Here is a 16,209-nt window from a genome sequence, read left to right as displayed (position 1 = left end):
TGGAATGTCCTCCCTGTTTCGCGCGACGCTGATCCTCCTGGTCCTGCTGAGCACGGCCGCCTGCACCAGCAAACCGATGTACACCCCGAACCGGGTGATCCCGACCACCATCCAGGCCAGCCAGGAGCAGGTCAAACAGGCGATCCTGAAGAACCTGGTGGCCCGCAAGTGGACCGTGCAGCGCATCAGCCCGGAGCTGATCCAGGCCGAGATCACCGTGCGCGGGCAGTTCCACGCCGAGATCGATATTCCGTACAGCGCCAGCGCCTACAAGATCGTCTACCGCGACAGCCGCGACCTGAACTACAAGGACGGCAAGATCCACAAGAACTACATCCGCTGGGTGCGCCTGCTGGACAAGGGCATCCTGCGCGAGCTGCGGGACAACCAGAACGAGCGGACCGCGCAACAACTGTCAGACGCTGCGACCAAGAGCTTCCCGGCCGGCCAATGATCATCCCCCTGTGACCCCGGTCACCGGGCTGCTTTGCCCCCTTTTCAAGTCAAGGAGACTGCGATGCGTTTGAAGACCCTGGCGGCAACCGCCACCCTGCTGCTGTGCACCCTGCCCGGCGTCAGCCAGGCCCGCGACACCACCCTGTTCCTGCCGTTCGACAAGGTGGTCGCCGAGGCCATCAGCACTGGCAAGATCGATGGCAGCGTGAAGTTCTACCTGGCGGGCAACAAGCCGGCCGGCAAGGTCAGCGTGCTCAGCCCGGGCGCGGTGACCAACAAGAAGACCAACGCCTTCGGCAAGGCCGATCAGGTGGCCTGCGAGTGGGCCCTGCAATCGGCGCTGATCACCCTGCATGAAGCGGCGAAGAAAGTCGGGGCCAACGCCGTGACCGACATCGCCAGCTTCTACAAGAGCCGTGAGCGCAAGGACGCCAGCACCTATGAGTGCCATGCCGGCGCCATCATGGCGGGCGTGGCGCTGCGCGGGGATCTGTCCAAGGTTCAGTGAACCGTTGCGGACCGCGAAGGGCGCCTTGGGGCGCCCTTTTTTGTGGGCGTGCCTCTAGCCGGCAGCCTTCACCTCCGCCTGGGGCCCGAGTGTGCAGGTCAACGCGCGGATAACCCCTGCGTGACCAGCGCCGGCACGCCCAGACTCAGGACGCGGCCCCGGTCTTGCGCGTCAGGAGTTCGACAAAGGCCCTGGCCATGGGTGAGCACTGATCCTTGCGCTGCACCAGCCACACCGCGGTCATGGCTTCGGGGTCCAGCAGCCGGCGGTAGACCACGCCGTCGATGCGCATGCGCTGGTAGGACGCCGGCAGCACCGAAACACCGAGGCCCGCCGCCACCAGGCCGATGATGGTCATGGCCTCCGCCGCCTCCTGGGCAAAATGCGGGGTGAAGCCGGCGTCCCGGGACAGGCTGAGCAATTGGGCATACAGGCCGCTGCCGTAGCTGCGGGGGAAGAACACAAAGGGCTCCTGGGCCAGCGCCGCCAGGTGCAGCCCCTCTTCAGTGCCGCCTGCCAGCGGGTGCTTGGAACTGAGCACCGCCACCAGCGGCTCGCGCAGCAGCTCCACCACCGACAGCGAGTCCGGCAATGGCAGGGGCCGCATGATGCCGACCTGGATCGACTGGTCCACCAGCGCCTCGGCCACCTGGGTGCTGCTCATTTCCTTGAGCTTGAGGTGCACCGCCGCAAAGCGCTGGCGAAAGGCGAAGATCGCCTGGGGAATGGTCGAGTTGAACGGCGCCGACGAGGTGAAGCCGATCTTCAGTTCCCCCAGCTCACCCAATTGCGCGCGCCGGGCCACGTCCGCCGCCTTGTCCACCTGGGCCAGCACCAGGCGCGCCTCTTCGAGGAACAGGCGTCCGGCTTCGCTGAGCTCGACCCGACGATTGGTGCGCTCGAACAGGCGGGCGCCCACCTCCTGCTCCAGGGCCTGGATCTGCTGGCTCAGCGGTGGCTGGGAAATGCCCAGGACCTGGGCCGCGCGGCCGAAATGCAGCTCTTCGGCGACGGCGATGAAGTAGCGCAAGTGACGCAATTCCATGGGGCGGCTCCATTGAGTCGTTAAAGCTATCAAACAGGTCGAACAATATATTGGAAAGGAACATTAGCCAGCTATATGCTTTTTTCCATTGCCTGACCGGCTGCGCTCCCCCCGAGGTTCCCGTGAAAATCGCTGTCGCCCCCCTTGCCCACGAAATCCCCTCCACGCCCGCGGACGAGGTGCTCGCCCAGCTCAACGAGGTGTACATCGAAAAAGGCACGCCGCTGTTCATGCGCACGGTGCTGGCGTTGTTCTCCGGGGGCTTTGCCACCTTCGCCCTGCTGTATTGCGTGCAACCGATGATGCCGCTGCTGTCCACGGAGTTTTCCATCAATGCGGCCCAGAGCAGCCTGATCCTCTCGGTCGCCACCGGCATGCTGGCCATCGGTCTGTTGATCACCGGGCCGATTTCCGACCGCATCGGCCGCAAGCCGGTGATGCTCGCCGCCCTGCTGGCCGCCGCCCTGTGCACCATCGCCAGTGCGCTGATGCCCAGCTGGCACGGGGTGCTGCTGATGCGGGCGCTGGTGGGGCTGTCCCTGAGCGGGCTGGCGGCAGTGGCCATGACCTACCTGAGCGAAGAGATCCACCCTCAGCACATCGGCCTGGCCATGGGCCTGTACATCGGCGGCAACGCCATTGGCGGCATGAGCGGACGGCTGATCACCGGAGTGCTGATCGATTTTGTCAGCTGGCACACGGCGATGCTGGTGATTGGCGGCCTGGCCCTGCTGGCGGCGGCCGTGTTCTGGCGCATCCTGCCGGAGTCGCGCAACTTCCGCCCGCGCTCGCTGCACCCGCGTAGCCTGCTGGACGGCTTTACCATGCACTTTCGCGACGCCGGCCTGCCCTGGCTGTTTCTCGAAGCGTTCCTGCTGATGGGGGCCTTCGTCACCCTGTTCAACTACATCGGCTATCGCCTGCTGGCCGAGCCCTATCACCTGAGCCAGGCCCTGGTCGGCCTGCTGTCGGTGGTCTACCTGTCGGGCATCTACAGCTCGGCGAAGATCGGTGCCCTGGCCGACCAGTTGGGCCGGCGCCGGGTGCTGTGGGGCACCATCGTGCTGATGCTCGCGGGCATTGCCCTGACCCTGCTCCCCCCACTGGCCCTGGTGCTGGTCGGAATGTTGCTGTTCACCTTCGGCTTCTTCGGCGCCCACTCGGTGGCCAGCAGCTGGATCGGCCGCCGCGCCACCAAGGCCAAGGGCCAGGCCTCTTCGTTGTACCTGTTCAGCTACTACGCCGGGTCGAGCATTGCCGGCACCGCGGGCGGGGTGTTCTGGCACCTGGCGGGGTGGAACGGCATTGGCCTGTTCATCGGTGCGCTGTTGCTCGGGGCACTGCTGATTGCCATGAAACTGGCGAAACTCCCGCCGTTGTGACGCCTGGCCTGTGTGCAGGCGTTCGTCAGGCAGGTGCAGGTCTCTAGGGCCCTTTCGCCAGCAAGCCGGCTCCTACACGGATCGGGTCTGTGCAGACGGGCCCTTGTGGGAGCTGGCTTGCCAGCGAAGGCGGCCACCAGGCAGGCGCAAGTCTCAAGGACCTATTCGCCGGCAAGCCGGCTCCTACACGGATCGGGTCTGTGCCGGCGGGCCCTTGTAGGAGCTGGCTTGCCAGCGAAGGCGACCGCCAGGCAGGTGCAGGGCTCGAGGGCCTATTCGCCGGCAAGCCGGCTACTACACGGATTGGGTCTGTGCCGGCAGGCCCTTGTGGGAGCTGGCTTGCCAGCGAAGGCGGCTACCAGACAGGTGCAGGTCTCGAGGGCCTATTCGCCAGCAAGCTGGCTCCTACAAAAAAGTGTTCGCCAATGAAAACGCCCGGCAGGTGCCGGGCGTTTGTATGGGGTGACGCTTATGCGTGGTATTGCGCCGACAACTCGTGCACCGCTTCCAGGAAGGCCCCGGCGTGCTCCGGCTTCACTTCCGGGGTGATGCCATGGCCCAGGTTGAACACATGGCCGCTGCCCTGGCCATAGCTGGCGAGGATACGCGCAACTTCGCCACGGATCGCCTGCGGGTTGGCGTAGAGCACGGTGGGGTCCATGTTGCCTTGCAGGGCGACCTTGCTGCCGACGCGGCGGCGGGCTTCGCCGAGGTCGCAGGTCCAGTCCAGGCCCAGGGCATCGGCGCCGGCATCGGCAATGCTTTCCAGCCACAGGCCGCCGCCCTTGGTGAACAGGATCACCGGCACCTTGCGCCCGTCGTGCTCGCGGATCAGGCCGCTGACGATCTTGCGCATGTAGGCCAGGGAGAACTCCTGATAGGCCGCCGCCGAGAGGCTGCCGCCCCAGCTGTCGAAAATCTGCACCGCCTGGGCACCGGCCAGGATCTGCCCGTTGAGGTAGGAGGTGACCGACTGCGCCAGCTTGTCCAGCAGCAGGTGCATGGCTTGCGGGTTGTCGTAGAGCATGGCCTTGGACTTGCGGAAGTCTTTCGACGAACCGCCTTCGACCATGTAGGTGGCCAGGGTCCAGGGGCTGCCGGCAAAACCGATCAACGGCACGCGGCCATTGAGTTCGCGACGAATGGTGCTGACCGCATCCATCACGTAACCCAGGTCCTTTTGCGGATCGGGAATCGGCAGGGCTTCGATGTCGGCCAGGGTGCTGACCACTTTCTTGAAGCGCGGGCCTTCGCCGGTCTCGAAGTACAGGCCTTGGCCCATGGCGTCGGGAATGGTCAGGATGTCGGAGAAGAGGATTGCCGCATCCAGCTGGGGATAGCGGTCCAGAGGCTGCAGGGTGACTTCGCAGGCGAACGCCGGGTTCATGCACAGGCTCATGAAGTCACCGGCATTGGCACGGCTGGCGCGGTATTCAGGCAAGTAGCGCCCAGCCTGACGCATCATCCACACCGGGGTGACGTCTACGGGTTGCTTGAGCAGGGCACGAAGGAAACGGTCGTTCTTCAGGGCAGTCATGTCGGCATCCGGAAAAAAAGTGGGGGCATTTTCTCAGAGCCGGGCATAAAAGGCACGGCAAGAGCCGTTTCTTTATGTCTATGAGGTCAATTTGTCGCGCCACAACCTACGTACCTGTAGGAGCGAGCTTGCTCGCGATGGGGGCGCATCAGGCAACATCGGTGGTTGGCTGATACACCGCTATCGCGAGCAAGCTCGCTCCTACAAGGGATGGCGGTCAGACGCCCAGGTAGTCGAGGATGCCTTCGGCGGCGTTGCGCCCTTCGAAGATCGCCGTCACCACGAGATCAGAACCACGCACCATGTCGCCACCGGCGAAGATCTTCGGGTTGCTGGTCTGGTGCTTGTACTGACCTTGTTCAGGTGCAACGACCCGGCCCTGGCTGTCGGTCTGGATCTGGAACTGCTCGAACCACGGCGCCGGGCTCGGGCGGAAACCGAAGGCGATGACCACGGCGTCGGCCGGGATGATCTCCTCGGAACCGGGGATCGGCTCGGGGCTGCGGCGGCCACGGGCGTCCGGTTCGCCGAGACGGGTCTCGACCACCTTCACGCCTTCGACCTTGTCTTCACCGACAATCGCGATCGGCTGGCGGTTGTAGAGGAATTTCACGCCTTCTTCCTTGGCGTTCTTCACCTCTTTGCGCGAGCCGGGCATGTTGGCTTCGTCACGGCGGTAGGCGCAGGTCACCGACTTGGCGCCCTGGCGAATCGAAGTGCGGTTGCAGTCCATCGCGGTGTCGCCACCGCCCAGCACCACCACCTTCTTGCCCTTCATGTCGACGAAGTCTTCCGGCGACTTTTCAAAGCCCAGGTTGCGGTTGACGTTGGCGATCAGGAAGTCCAGGGCGTCATACACCCCCGGCAAGTCCTCGCCGGCAAAGCCGCCCTTCATGTAGGTGTAGGTGCCCATGCCCATGAACACCGCGTCGTATTCGGCGAGCAGTTGCTCCATGGTCACGTCCTTGCCCACCTCGGTGTTGAGGCGGAACTCGATGCCCATGCCGCTGAAGACTTCGCGACGATTGCTCAGCACGGTCTTTTCCAGCTTGAACTCGGGGATGCCGAAGGTCAGCAGACCACCGATTTCCGGGTTCTTGTCGAACACCACCGGGGTCACCCCGCCGCGCACCAGCACGTCGGCGCAGCCCAGGCCCGCCGGGCCCGCGCCGATGATCGCCACGCGCTTGCCGGTGGGCTTGACCTTGGACATGTCCGGGCGCCAGCCCATGGCGAAGGCGGTGTCGGTGATGTACTTCTCCACCGAACCGATGGTCACCGCGCCGAAGCCGTCGTTGAGGGTGCAAGCACCCTCGCACAACCGGTCCTGCGGGCAGACCCGGCCGCAGACTTCCGGCAGGGTGTTGGTCTGGTGCGACAGCTCGGCGGCGGCGAGGATGTTGCCCTCGGCCACCAGCTTGAGCCAGTTGGGAATGAAGTTGTGCACCGGGCACTTCCATTCGCAGTACGGGTTGCCGCAACCCAGGCAGCGGTGGGCCTGGTCGGCCGACTGCTGGGGTTTGAAGGGCTCGTAGATTTCCACGAACTCTTTCTTGCGCTGACGCAACAGTTTCTTCTTCGGATCCTTGCGCCCGACATCGATGAACTGGAAGTCGTTATTCAGACGTTCAGCCATTTTCAAAAACCTCTATACAGCAGCTGCAAGCTCTAAGCTGCAAGCCGCAAGTCGATCACGTATGCCCGGCAAACCTCGCACTGCTTCATTTGCAGATTGAGGCTTGCCACTTGCAGCTGCTTTATTGCGGACTCGCACGAGTACTGGTGAGCAGAGACTTCAGGTTCGCTGCCTTGGGTTTGACCAGCCAGAAGCGACGCAGGTAGTCGTCGAGGTTCTCGGCCAGTTCACGCCCCCACTCGCTGTCGGTTTCCGCGACGTACTCGTTCAGCACGTTTTGCAGGTGGCTGCGATAGGCTTCCATCGCTTCGCCACTGATCCGCTGGATTTCCACCAGTTCGTGGTTGACCCGGTCAACGAAGGTGTTGTCCTGGTCGAGCACGTAGGCGAAACCGCCGGTCATGCCCGAGCCGAAGTTGTAACCGGTCTTGCCCAGTACGCAGACGAAACCACCGGTCATGTACTCGCAGCAGTGATCGCCGGTGCCTTCCACCACGGTGTGGGCACCGGAGTTGCGCACAGCGAAACGCTCGCCCGCGGTGCCAGCGGCGAACAGCTTGCCGCCGGTGGCGCCGTACAGGCAGGTGTTGCCGATAATGGCGCTGTCCTGAGTCTTGTAGACGCTGCCCTTGGGCGGAACGATGACCAGCTTGCCGCCGGTCATGCCCTTGCCCACGTAGTCGTTGGCATCGCCTTCCAGGTACAGGTTCAGGCCGCCGGCGTTCCACACGCCGAAGCTCTGGCCCGCAGTGCCCTTGAAGCGGAACGTGATCGGCGCCTGGGCCATGCCCTGGTTGCCGTGGAGCCGGGCGATCTCGCCGGAGATGCGTGCGCCGATGGAACGGTCGCAGTTGCAGATATCCAGTTCGAACTCGGCTCCGCTCTTGTCGTTGATCGCCGAACGCGCCATGTCGACCATTTTTTCGGCCAGCAGGCCCTGGTCGAACGGTGGGTTGCGGTCCACCTGGCAGAACTGCGGCTTGTCCGCCGGGACGTGATCGCTGCCCAGCAACGGGGTCAGGTCCAGGTGGTGCTGCTTGGCCGTCTGGCCCTCCAGCACCTCCAGCAGATCGGTGCGGCCGATCAGCTCTTCCAGGGAGCGCACGCCGAGCTTGGCCAGCCACTCACGGGTTTCTTCGGCGACGTAGGTGAAGAAGTTCACCACCATGTCGACGGTGCCGATGTAGTGATCCTTGCGCAGCTTCTCGTTCTGGGTGGCGACGCCGGTGGCGCAGTTGTTCAGGTGGCAGATGCGCAGGTACTTGCAGCCCAGGGCGATCATCGGCGCGGTGCCGAAGCCGAAGCTTTCGGCGCCAAGGATGGCCGCCTTGATCACGTCGAGGCCGGTTTTCAGGCCGCCGTCGGTCTGCACCCGGACCTTGCCGCGCAGGTCGTTGCCGCGCAGGGTCTGGTGAGTTTCCGCCAGGCCCAGTTCCCACGGCGCGCCGGCGTACTTGATCGAGGTCAGCGGCGAAGCGCCGGTGCCGCCGTCATAGCCGGAGATGGTGATCAGGTCGGCATAGGCCTTGGCCACGCCGGCGGCGATGGTGCCGACACCGGCTTCCGCCACCAGCTTCACCGAAACCAGGGCCTGAGGGTTGACCTGCTTGAGGTCGAAGATCAGCTGCGACAGGTCTTCGATGGAGTAGATGTCGTGGTGCGGCGGTGGCGAGATCAGGGTCACGCCGGGCACGGCGTAACGCAGCTTGGCGATCAGGCCGTTGACCTTGCCGCCAGGCAGTTGGCCGCCTTCGCCGGGCTTGGCGCCCTGGGCCACCTTGATCTGCAGCACTTCGGCGTTGACCAGGTATTCCGGGGTCACGCCGAAACGGCCAGTGGCCACTTGCTTGATCTTGGAGCTCTTGATGGTGCCGTAGCGCGCCGGATCTTCGCCGCCTTCACCGGAGTTGGAACGCGCACCGAGGCGGTTCATGGCTTCGGCCAGGGCTTCGTGGGCCTCGGGGGACAAGGCGCCCAGGGAGATGCCCGCGGAGTCGAAGCGCTTGAGGATCGACTCCAGGGGCTCCACTTCGCTGATGTCCATGGGCGTGTCCAGGGTCTTCACCTTGAACAGGTCACGGATCATCGACACCGGGCGGTTGTCCACCAGCGCGGTGTATTCCTTGAACTTGGCGTAGTCGCCCTGCTGCACGGCGGCTTGCAGGGTGTTGACCACGTCCGGGTTGTAGGCGTGGTATTCGCCACCGTGGACGAACTTCAGCAGGCCGCCTTGCTGGATCGGCTTGCGCGGGCTCCAGGCTTCGGTCGCCAGGGCTTTCTGCTCGGCTTCGATGTCGACGAAACGCGCACCCTTGATCCGGCTCGGTACGCCACGGAAGCTCAGGTTGCAGACTTCCTCGGACAGGCCGATGGCTTCGAACAGCTGCGCGCCACGGTAGGAAGCGATGGTGGAGATGCCCATCTTCGACAGGATCTTCAGCAGGCCCTTGGTGATGCCCTTGCGGTAGTTCTTGAACACCTCATAGAGGTCGCCCAGCACTTCACCGGTACGGATCAGGTCGCCCAGCACTTCGTAGGCCAGGAACGGATAGACCGCCGAGGCACCGAAACCGATCAGCACCGCAAAGTGATGCGGATCGCGGGCAGTGGCGGTTTCCACCAGGATGTTGGAGTCGCAACGCAGGCCTTTTTCGGTCAGGCGGTGGTGTACCGCGCCCGTGGCCAGGGAAGCGTGGATCGGCAGCTTGCCCGGAGCGATATGGCGGTCGCTGAGGACGATCTGGGTGCGACCGGCGCGCACGGCCTCTTCCGCCTGATCGGCGACATTGCGGATCGCCGCTTCCAGGCCGACGCTTTCGTCGTAGTTGAGGTCGATGATCTGCCGCTCGAAGCCCGGGCGGTCGAGGTTCATCAGCGAGCGCCACTTGGCCGGGGAGATCACTGGCGAGCTGAGGATCACGCGCGAGGCGTGCTCGGGCGATTCCTGGAAGATGTTGCGCTCGGCACCGAGGCAGATCTCCAGGGACATGACGATGGCTTCGCGCAGCGGGTCGATCGGCGGGTTGGTGACCTGGGCGAACTGCTGGCGGAAGTAGTCGTAAGGGGTGCGCACGCGCTGGGACAGCACCGCCATCGGCGTGTCGTCGCCCATCGAACCCACTGCTTCGTAGCCTTGCTCGCCCAGCGGACGCAGGACCTGGTCACGTTCTTCGAAAGTGACCTGGTACATCTTCATGTACTGCTTGAGCTGGTCGACGTCGTAGAAGGCCGAACCGTGGTCGTTGTCTTCCATGGTGGCCTGGATGCGCAGGGCGTTCTTGCGCAGCCATTGCTTGTACGGATGGCGCGATTTCAGACGGTTGTCGATGGCGTCGGTGTCGAGGATCTGCCCGGTTTCGGTGTCCACGGCAAAGATCTGCCCCGGACCGACCCGGCCCTTGGCGATCACGTCTTCGGGCTGGTAGTTCCAGACGCCGATCTCCGAAGCCAGGGTGATGAAGCCGTTCTTGGTGGTGACCCAGCGGGCCGGACGCAGGCCGTTGCGGTCCAGCAGGCAGACGGCATAGCGGCCATCGGTCATGACCACGCCGGCCGGGCCGTCCCAGGGCTCCATGTGCATGGAGTTGTATTCGTAGAACGCCCGCAGGTCCGGGTCCATGGTCTCGACGTTCTGCCACGCCGGCGGAATGATCATGCGCACGCCGCGGAACAGGTCGATGCCGCCGGTGACCATCAGTTCGAGCATGTTGTCCATGCTCGAGGAGTCGGAACCCACGCGGTTGACCAGCGGCCCGAGTTCTTCCAGATCCATCAGATCGTTGCTGAACTTGGTGCGCCGGGCCTGGGCCCAGTTGCGGTTGCCGGTGATGGTGTTGATCTCGCCGTTGTGGGCGAGGAAGCGGAATGGCTGGGCCAGCGGCCATTTCGGCAGGGTGTTGGTGGAGAAGCGCTGGTGGAACACGCAGATCGCGGTTTGCAGGCGCGGATCACCCAGGTCCGGATAGAAGGCGGCGAGGTCCGCCGGCATCATCAGGCCTTTATAGATGATGGTCTTGTGGGAAAAGCTGCAGATGTAGTGATCGGTGTCGGCAGCGTTGGCGACCGAGGAGCGACGACGGGAGCTGAACAGCTTGACGGCGAAATCCTGATCGCTCAGGCCTTCGCCACCGATGAACACTTGCTCGATCTGCGGCAGGCGCTCCAGGGCTAGACGCCCGAGCACACTGGTATCGATCGGCACTTTGCGCCAGCCCAGCAGTTGCAGGCCAGCGGCCAGGATCTCGCGGTTCATGTTTTCGCGAGCGGCTTCGGCCTTGGCCGGATCCTGGTTGAAGAACACCATGCCCACTGCATATTGCTTGGGCAGATCGGTGCCGAAATGCTCCTTGGCGACGGCGCGCAGGAACAGGTCGGGCTTTTGCATCAGCAGACCGCAACCGTCGCCGGTCTTGCCGTCCGCGTTGATCCCACCGCGGTGGGTCATGCAGGTCAGGGCCTCAATGGCCGTTTTCAACAGGGTATGACTGGGTTCGCCCTGCATATGGGCTATCAGGCCGAAACCACAGTTATCCTTAAATTCATCTGGTTGGTACAGACCTGCTTTCATAGACACTTTCTCACCAGGCTGCCTCTTATCGAGACAAATTTCTTTTCAATTCAACCACTTACCATCCACGCCGAACGTACGCCGACTTTGCGGGGGCAAAAGGGAGGTCATTGTACACACCGACACAAAGCCCCACAAATTTGGCGACGATCTGTCGCAAATTTATGTCGCATTTATGAACGTTTTAAAGCGATATGCTGTGCTAGTCAAAAAGTTTTGCTTTTGACTGCCGCGACTCAAAAACTACTGTGACGCAGACACCACAAGGCACGCGGCCTGTAAGGCAGCATGCCGATGCGGAAATTTGAGGTTGCCGGGAGAGGCGGCCTGGGTAAGGCCGCCGAATCTTCAGCGAGTTGTTGCCAGTTCTTGTTGAACGCTAGCGACAGTGCGAGGCCAAGGTTTACCAGCCTGAACCTTCGCTGGCAAGGATTTGATGGCGCTGACCGCGGCATCGCGGCTGGAGAAGTTGCCGTAGGTGATCACATACAGCGGCTTGCCATTGAGGACTTTCTTGAAGTAACGGTACTCGCCGCCCTGCTCCTTGACGAAGCTCTGGGCCGTGGCTTCCGAACTGGTGCCAAGGATCTGCACCACGTAGTTGCCCGGCGCTTGACCGGCGTACCAGCTGCCACCGGCGGCCTTGGCCACGGTGACCGGCTTCTCCGCCGGCTTGGCGGCTGGAGCAGGCTTGGCGGCAACCGGTTTTTCCACCGGCTTGGGCGCTGGCGTCGGCTTGGCGGTGGCGACCTGGGTCGGCGCCGGGGTTGGCCGCGCAGCCGGAGTCGGTGCCGGACCGGCCACGGCGCCGGCAGGTGGCGCGGTGGTGGTCACGGTGGGCGGAACCGCGCTGGAGCCTTCCACCGGAACCCCGTCATCCCCCTCGGTAATGCCGCCTGCGGCTTCCGCCAGAGGACCACGCATCACTGGCTGCGACTGGCCGACCAACGGCAGAGGCATCGGTTGGGATGAACCGGCGAACTCCACAGATGGACTGCCATTGGCATTTGGCGTCGGCGTCTGCCCCAGCGGCAACTGCGCCTGTTCATTGGTCGGCGTACCGCTGGTCGGTGCCTTGCTGCGCCCCGGCATCAGCCAGGCGGCAGCCACGGCCACCACCACTACAGCGGAAATGGCCAATACGTGTTTCTTCGGCATGTTGAACCCCATACTTGGACGCTTGACCGCAGAGCGGCTGGCGATCATGGCTTCGATCATTGCATCCCTGGCGACCTGGTTGATGTTGCCCGGCCAGCCATCGGAGCTTTCGTGAATATCACTGATCTGATCTGCGGAGAAAAGTTCGATGCCCTGACCCGCGCCTTCGAGGCGCTGGGCCAGATATTCGCGGGTTTCCTCTTCGGTGTAGGGCTGCAGTTCGATGACGTGGAAGCGTTCTTCCTCGGTGCTCAACTGATCCAGGGTGGCGATCAGCGACGACTCGCCGAACAGGAAGACATGAGGGCGGCCTTCCGGAGCCCCTGCCGCCAGAGCCAGCAGGGCCTCGAGCGCGGACTCGTCGAGCTGCTCGGCATCATCCACCAACAGATAGACTTCCTGGCCGGTCAGGGCCAGTTGCACCACCTGGGCCAGAATCGCGCCGATCTCGGCCTGGGCCACATTCAGCGCCTGGGCCACCTGGCGCAACACGCCGGCGGCATCGCCGGCACCGCGGGCGGAAACCACCACGCTCTGTACCGACTGCTTGTTGGTGCTGGCAACCAGCGCCTGGCGCAGCAGGGTCTTGCCGCTGCCCTGGGGGCCGGTCACCACCAGCAATAACTGGCTATAGCGAGCCAGGTGATGCAATTGCCCCAACACAGGCTTGCGTTGGGCAGGAAAGAATTTGAAGCCAGGAACCCGGGGAGCGAAAGGATCATGGCTCAACTGGTAATGGCCGAGGAAAGCCTCGTCGGCGTGCAAACTAGTCATCGGGATTTTATTAACCTTTAAGCTGAGCCAGGGCGCGGTAATCCGCTCCCAGCGTGGCCTGTAAAACCTCTTTCGGATAATCGTCGGTCACTACGGCTTCGCCCATGCGGCGCAACAGCACCAGACGCAAACGACCGTCGATCACTTTCTTGTCAATTGCCATGTGTTCGAGAAAATCCGCTTCAGTCATCTCTTCAGGCGGGATGACCGGCAGGCCCGCGCGCTGGAACAGGCGAATACCGCGGTCACGCTCCTGGCAGGTGATCCAGCCCAGGCGTGCAGACATTTCCAGGGCCATGACGGTGCCCGCGGCAACCGCCTCACCATGCAGCCAGACACCGTAGCCCATGTGGGTTTCGATGGCATGGCCAAAGGTGTGCCCCAGGTTGAGGGTGGCGCGCACCCCGGACTCACGCTCGTCGGCCCCCACCACGGCGGCCTTGGCCGCACAGGAGCGTTCGATGGCGTAAGTCAGCGCCTGCTGGTCCAGGGCCCGCAGGCGATCGACGTTTTCTTCCAGCCAGGTGAGGAAGGGTTCGTCGCAGATCAGGCCGTACTTGATCACTTCCGCCAGGCCCGCCGACAGCTCGCGGCTGGGCAGGGTATTGAGGCTGGTGGTGTCGATCAGCACCACGTTCGGCTGGTAGAAGGCGCCGACCATGTTCTTGCCCAGCGGATGGTTGATACCGGTCTTGCCGCCCACCGAAGAGTCCACCTGGGACAGCAGAGTGGTCGGGATCTGGATGAAGTCCACGCCGCGCTGATAGCAGGCAGCGGCAAAGCCGGCCATGTCGCCGATCACGCCGCCACCGAGGGCAATCAGGGTGGTGCGCCGATCATGACGCGCGGTCAGCAGGCCATCAAAGATCAACTGCAGGGTCTCCCAGTTCTTGTGGGCCTCGCCATCGGGCAGGACCACCGAGATCACCGAGTATTGCTCCAGGCTGCGGGTCAGGCGCTCAAGGTACAGCGGCGCGACCGTTTCATTGGAAATGATCGCCACTTGCCGTCCGGCGATATGTGGCACCAGCAGCTCGGGCCGGTCCAACAATCCTTCACCAATGTGAATCGGGTAGCTGCGCTCGCCTAGATCGACCTTAAGTGTCTGCATGTGTCCCCACAGTGAAGATGGAAGCAGGCGTGTGTGCCTTGTATTGACGATGGGCCTCGTCAGGTCTTCTGACGCTGCCCGATAGCTCTGCGCCACACCCTGGCGGTCATGGCGCGACGCCGAGAATAGCGCATTTCGCTCGGCGCATTAACGGGGTGGCAGCTGCTGCAGGCGCTCCAGGATGTCCAGCACCACCATTCGCGGCGGCCGCTCATCGGTTTCCACCACCAGATCGGCGATTTCCCGATAAAGCGGATCGCGGACTTCCAGCAAGTCGCGCAGGGTCTTGGCCGGATCGGCGGTGCGCAGCAAGGGACGATTGCGGTCCCTGGCAGTCCGACCAACCTGTTGCTCCACCGAGGCATGCAGATAGACCACTCGTCCGCCGGCATGCAGTGCCCGACGATTGGCCTCGCGCATGACCGCGCCACCACCGGTGGCCAGCACTACGCCGTCGGTGCCACAGAGCTCGGCGATCATTGCCTGCTCGCGATCGCGAAAGCCCGGTTCGCCTTCCTTATCGAAGATCCACGGGATGTTCGCGCCTGTACGCAGTTCAATTTCCTTATCGGAATCTTTGAATGGCAGGCGCAGCTCTTTGGCCAGTAAGCGGCCTATGGTGCTTTTTCCAGCCCCCATCGGCCCAACAAGAATCAAATTTCGCACAGAATCAACGACTCACAGCAATCGCCTGGTTGTTCATGATACGCGGAGTGAGAAATACCAGCAGCTCGGATTTTTTCTCCGACACCACGTCACGCCGGAAAAGGCGGCCAAGATACGGCACATCGCCAAGAAATGGCACTTTATCTACAACCTTGCTCTGGGTATTGGAAAAAACCCCGCCAATGACGATGGTTTCTCCGTCACGGACCAGGACCTTGGCATTGACCTCGTTCTTCTTGATCGGCGGCACATCCTGGACCTTGTTCAGGTAGTCCGGCTCGTCCTTGGTGACCTTGACCTCCATGATGATGCGGTTGTCGGGGGTGATCTGCGGCGTCACCTCAAGGGACAGCGAAGCCTCCCGGAACGACACGGACGTGGCGCCACTGGAACTGGCTTCCTGATAGGGAATCTCGGTGCCCTTGAGGATCCTCGCGGTTTCCTTGTCGGAGGTGACCACCCTGGGCCGGGAAACAATCTCGCCATTGCCGGTCTTTTCCATGGCGCTCAGTTCCAGGTCCAGCAGCACGTTGTCGGAGAGGTAGGCGATGTCGATGCCCGAGGTATTGGCCACAGCCCCAAGGTCGACGAACGGCGCGCTGCCACTGCCCGGCGCCCCGACCGCCGATGAACCGCCGCCCTGCACCCCGGAAGCCTGCCAATGGCCCCTGTTGCGCAGCGAACCGCCCCAGCGCACTCCCAGGCTCTTGTTGTAATCGAGGTTGGCCTCGACGATCCGTGCCTCGATCATCACCTGGCGCACCGCAACGTCCAGCTGGCCAACGATGCGCCGCAGCTCATCGAGGCGCTCCTGGGTCTGGTAGGCAATGATGTTGTTGGTGCGCTCGTCCACGGTGATCGAGCCCCGTTCGCCCGCCTGGTCCTCGGTGCCGGTCACCGAATGGAACAGCTTGGCGATGTCCGCGGCCTTGGCGTAGTTGACCTGTAGCAGCTCCCGGCGCAGCGGTGCCAGATCCTGCAACCGCTTCTGCGACTCCAGTTCCTGACGTTCCCGGGCGGCCATTTCATCCGCCGGGGCCACCAGCAAGACATCACCCACCTGGCGCTTGTCCAGGCCCTTGGTCTTGAGCACCAGATCCAGGGCCTGATCCCAGGGCACACGCTGCAGGCGCAGGGTAATGCTGCCTTGCACCGTGTCGCTGGCCACCAGGTTGAGGCCCGTGAAGTCGGCGATCAGTTGCAGCACCGAACGCACCTCGATGTCCTGGAAGTTCAACGAAAGCTTGGCGCCGCCATAAGCAGGCCCGGCCACAGCGCCGCCGAGCGAGTGCGTCGGGGCTGGGTCCCCCGCCTGAAGCGGCGCGGATGCCCGAGCGGCCTCAGCGGCCGGAGTGGTCTTGAGTTCGGC

The 16,209-nt window shown here is 63.4% G+C and carries 10 protein-coding genes and 1 pseudogene; 3 read left to right on the top strand and 8 right to left on the bottom strand.

The features are described 5' to 3' along the window. Positions 1 to 4: 4 nt before the first annotated feature. A complete protein-coding gene (locus tag POS17_RS02250) occupies positions 5 to 454 on the top strand; it encodes a hypothetical protein (RefSeq protein ID WP_060837171.1) in 450 nt (149 codons plus the stop codon). A 63-nt stretch (positions 455 to 517) separates the two neighbouring features. Next, positions 518 to 964, top strand: coding sequence for a hypothetical protein (locus POS17_RS02245; protein WP_060837170.1), 447 nt, complete (start codon positions 518 to 520; stop codon positions 962 to 964). Positions 965 to 1,109: 145 nt separating this feature from the next. Here the strand turns inward: POS17_RS02245 and POS17_RS02240 are convergent, their stop codons facing one another. After that, a complete protein-coding gene (locus tag POS17_RS02240; protein WP_060837169.1) occupies positions 1,110 to 2,009 on the bottom strand; it encodes a LysR family transcriptional regulator in 900 nt (299 codons plus the stop codon). A gap of 122 nt (positions 2,010 to 2,131) precedes the next feature. Between POS17_RS02240 and POS17_RS02235 the strand changes: the two genes are divergently transcribed. Beyond that, on the top strand, positions 2,132 to 3,391 hold the full coding sequence (locus tag POS17_RS02235) for an MFS transporter (protein WP_060837168.1): 1,260 nt from the start codon (positions 2,132 to 2,134) through the stop codon (positions 3,389 to 3,391). Between the two features lie 469 nt (positions 3,392 to 3,860). Here POS17_RS02235 and hemE read toward each other — a convergent pair whose 3' ends face one another. The 7 genes and pseudogenes from hemE to POS17_RS02200 all read right to left on the bottom strand — a co-directional run. Beyond that, positions 3,861 to 4,928, bottom strand: coding sequence for a uroporphyrinogen decarboxylase (gene hemE, locus POS17_RS02230; protein WP_060837167.1), 1,068 nt, complete (start codon positions 4,926 to 4,928; stop codon positions 3,861 to 3,863). Positions 4,929 to 5,145: 217 nt separating this feature from the next. After that, positions 5,146 to 6,564, bottom strand: a complete 1,419-nt coding sequence (locus POS17_RS02225; protein ID WP_016966156.1) for an FAD-dependent oxidoreductase — start codon at positions 6,562 to 6,564, stop codon at positions 5,146 to 5,148. A 121-nt stretch (positions 6,565 to 6,685) separates the two neighbouring features. Beyond that, the gene (gene gltB / locus POS17_RS02220) at positions 6,686 to 11,131 is read right to left on the bottom strand and encodes a glutamate synthase large subunit (RefSeq protein WP_060837166.1); all 4,446 of its coding nucleotides are present in this window, start codon (positions 11,129 to 11,131) and stop codon (positions 6,686 to 6,688) included. Between the two features lie 348 nt (positions 11,132 to 11,479). Beyond that, positions 11,480 to 13,063 carry an SPOR domain-containing protein gene (locus tag POS17_RS02215; RefSeq protein ID WP_060837165.1) on the bottom strand — a complete coding sequence of 528 codons (1,584 nt, stop codon included), beginning with the start codon at positions 13,061 to 13,063 and terminating at the stop codon, positions 11,480 to 11,482. Positions 13,064 to 13,073: 10 nt separating this feature from the next. Further along, a complete protein-coding gene (aroB, locus tag POS17_RS02210; protein WP_060837164.1) occupies positions 13,074 to 14,174 on the bottom strand; it encodes a 3-dehydroquinate synthase in 1,101 nt (366 codons plus the stop codon). A gap of 147 nt (positions 14,175 to 14,321) precedes the next feature. Next, the gene (gene aroK, locus POS17_RS02205) at positions 14,322 to 14,840 is read right to left on the bottom strand and encodes a shikimate kinase AroK (RefSeq protein WP_016966152.1); all 519 of its coding nucleotides are present in this window, start codon (positions 14,838 to 14,840) and stop codon (positions 14,322 to 14,324) included. Positions 14,841 to 14,844: 4 nt separating this feature from the next. Then, positions 14,845 to 16,101 (bottom strand): annotated as a pseudogene (locus tag POS17_RS02200) (type IV pilus secretin PilQ); the annotation flags it as partial. Between the last annotated feature and the right edge of the window lie 108 nt (positions 16,102 to 16,209).

The organism is Pseudomonas sp. Os17, from assembly GCF_001547895.1.
In the GTDB taxonomy this organism is placed as follows: Bacteria; Pseudomonadota; Gammaproteobacteria; order Pseudomonadales; family Pseudomonadaceae; genus Aquipseudomonas.
This window is presented reverse-complemented; position numbering and strand designations above follow the sequence as displayed.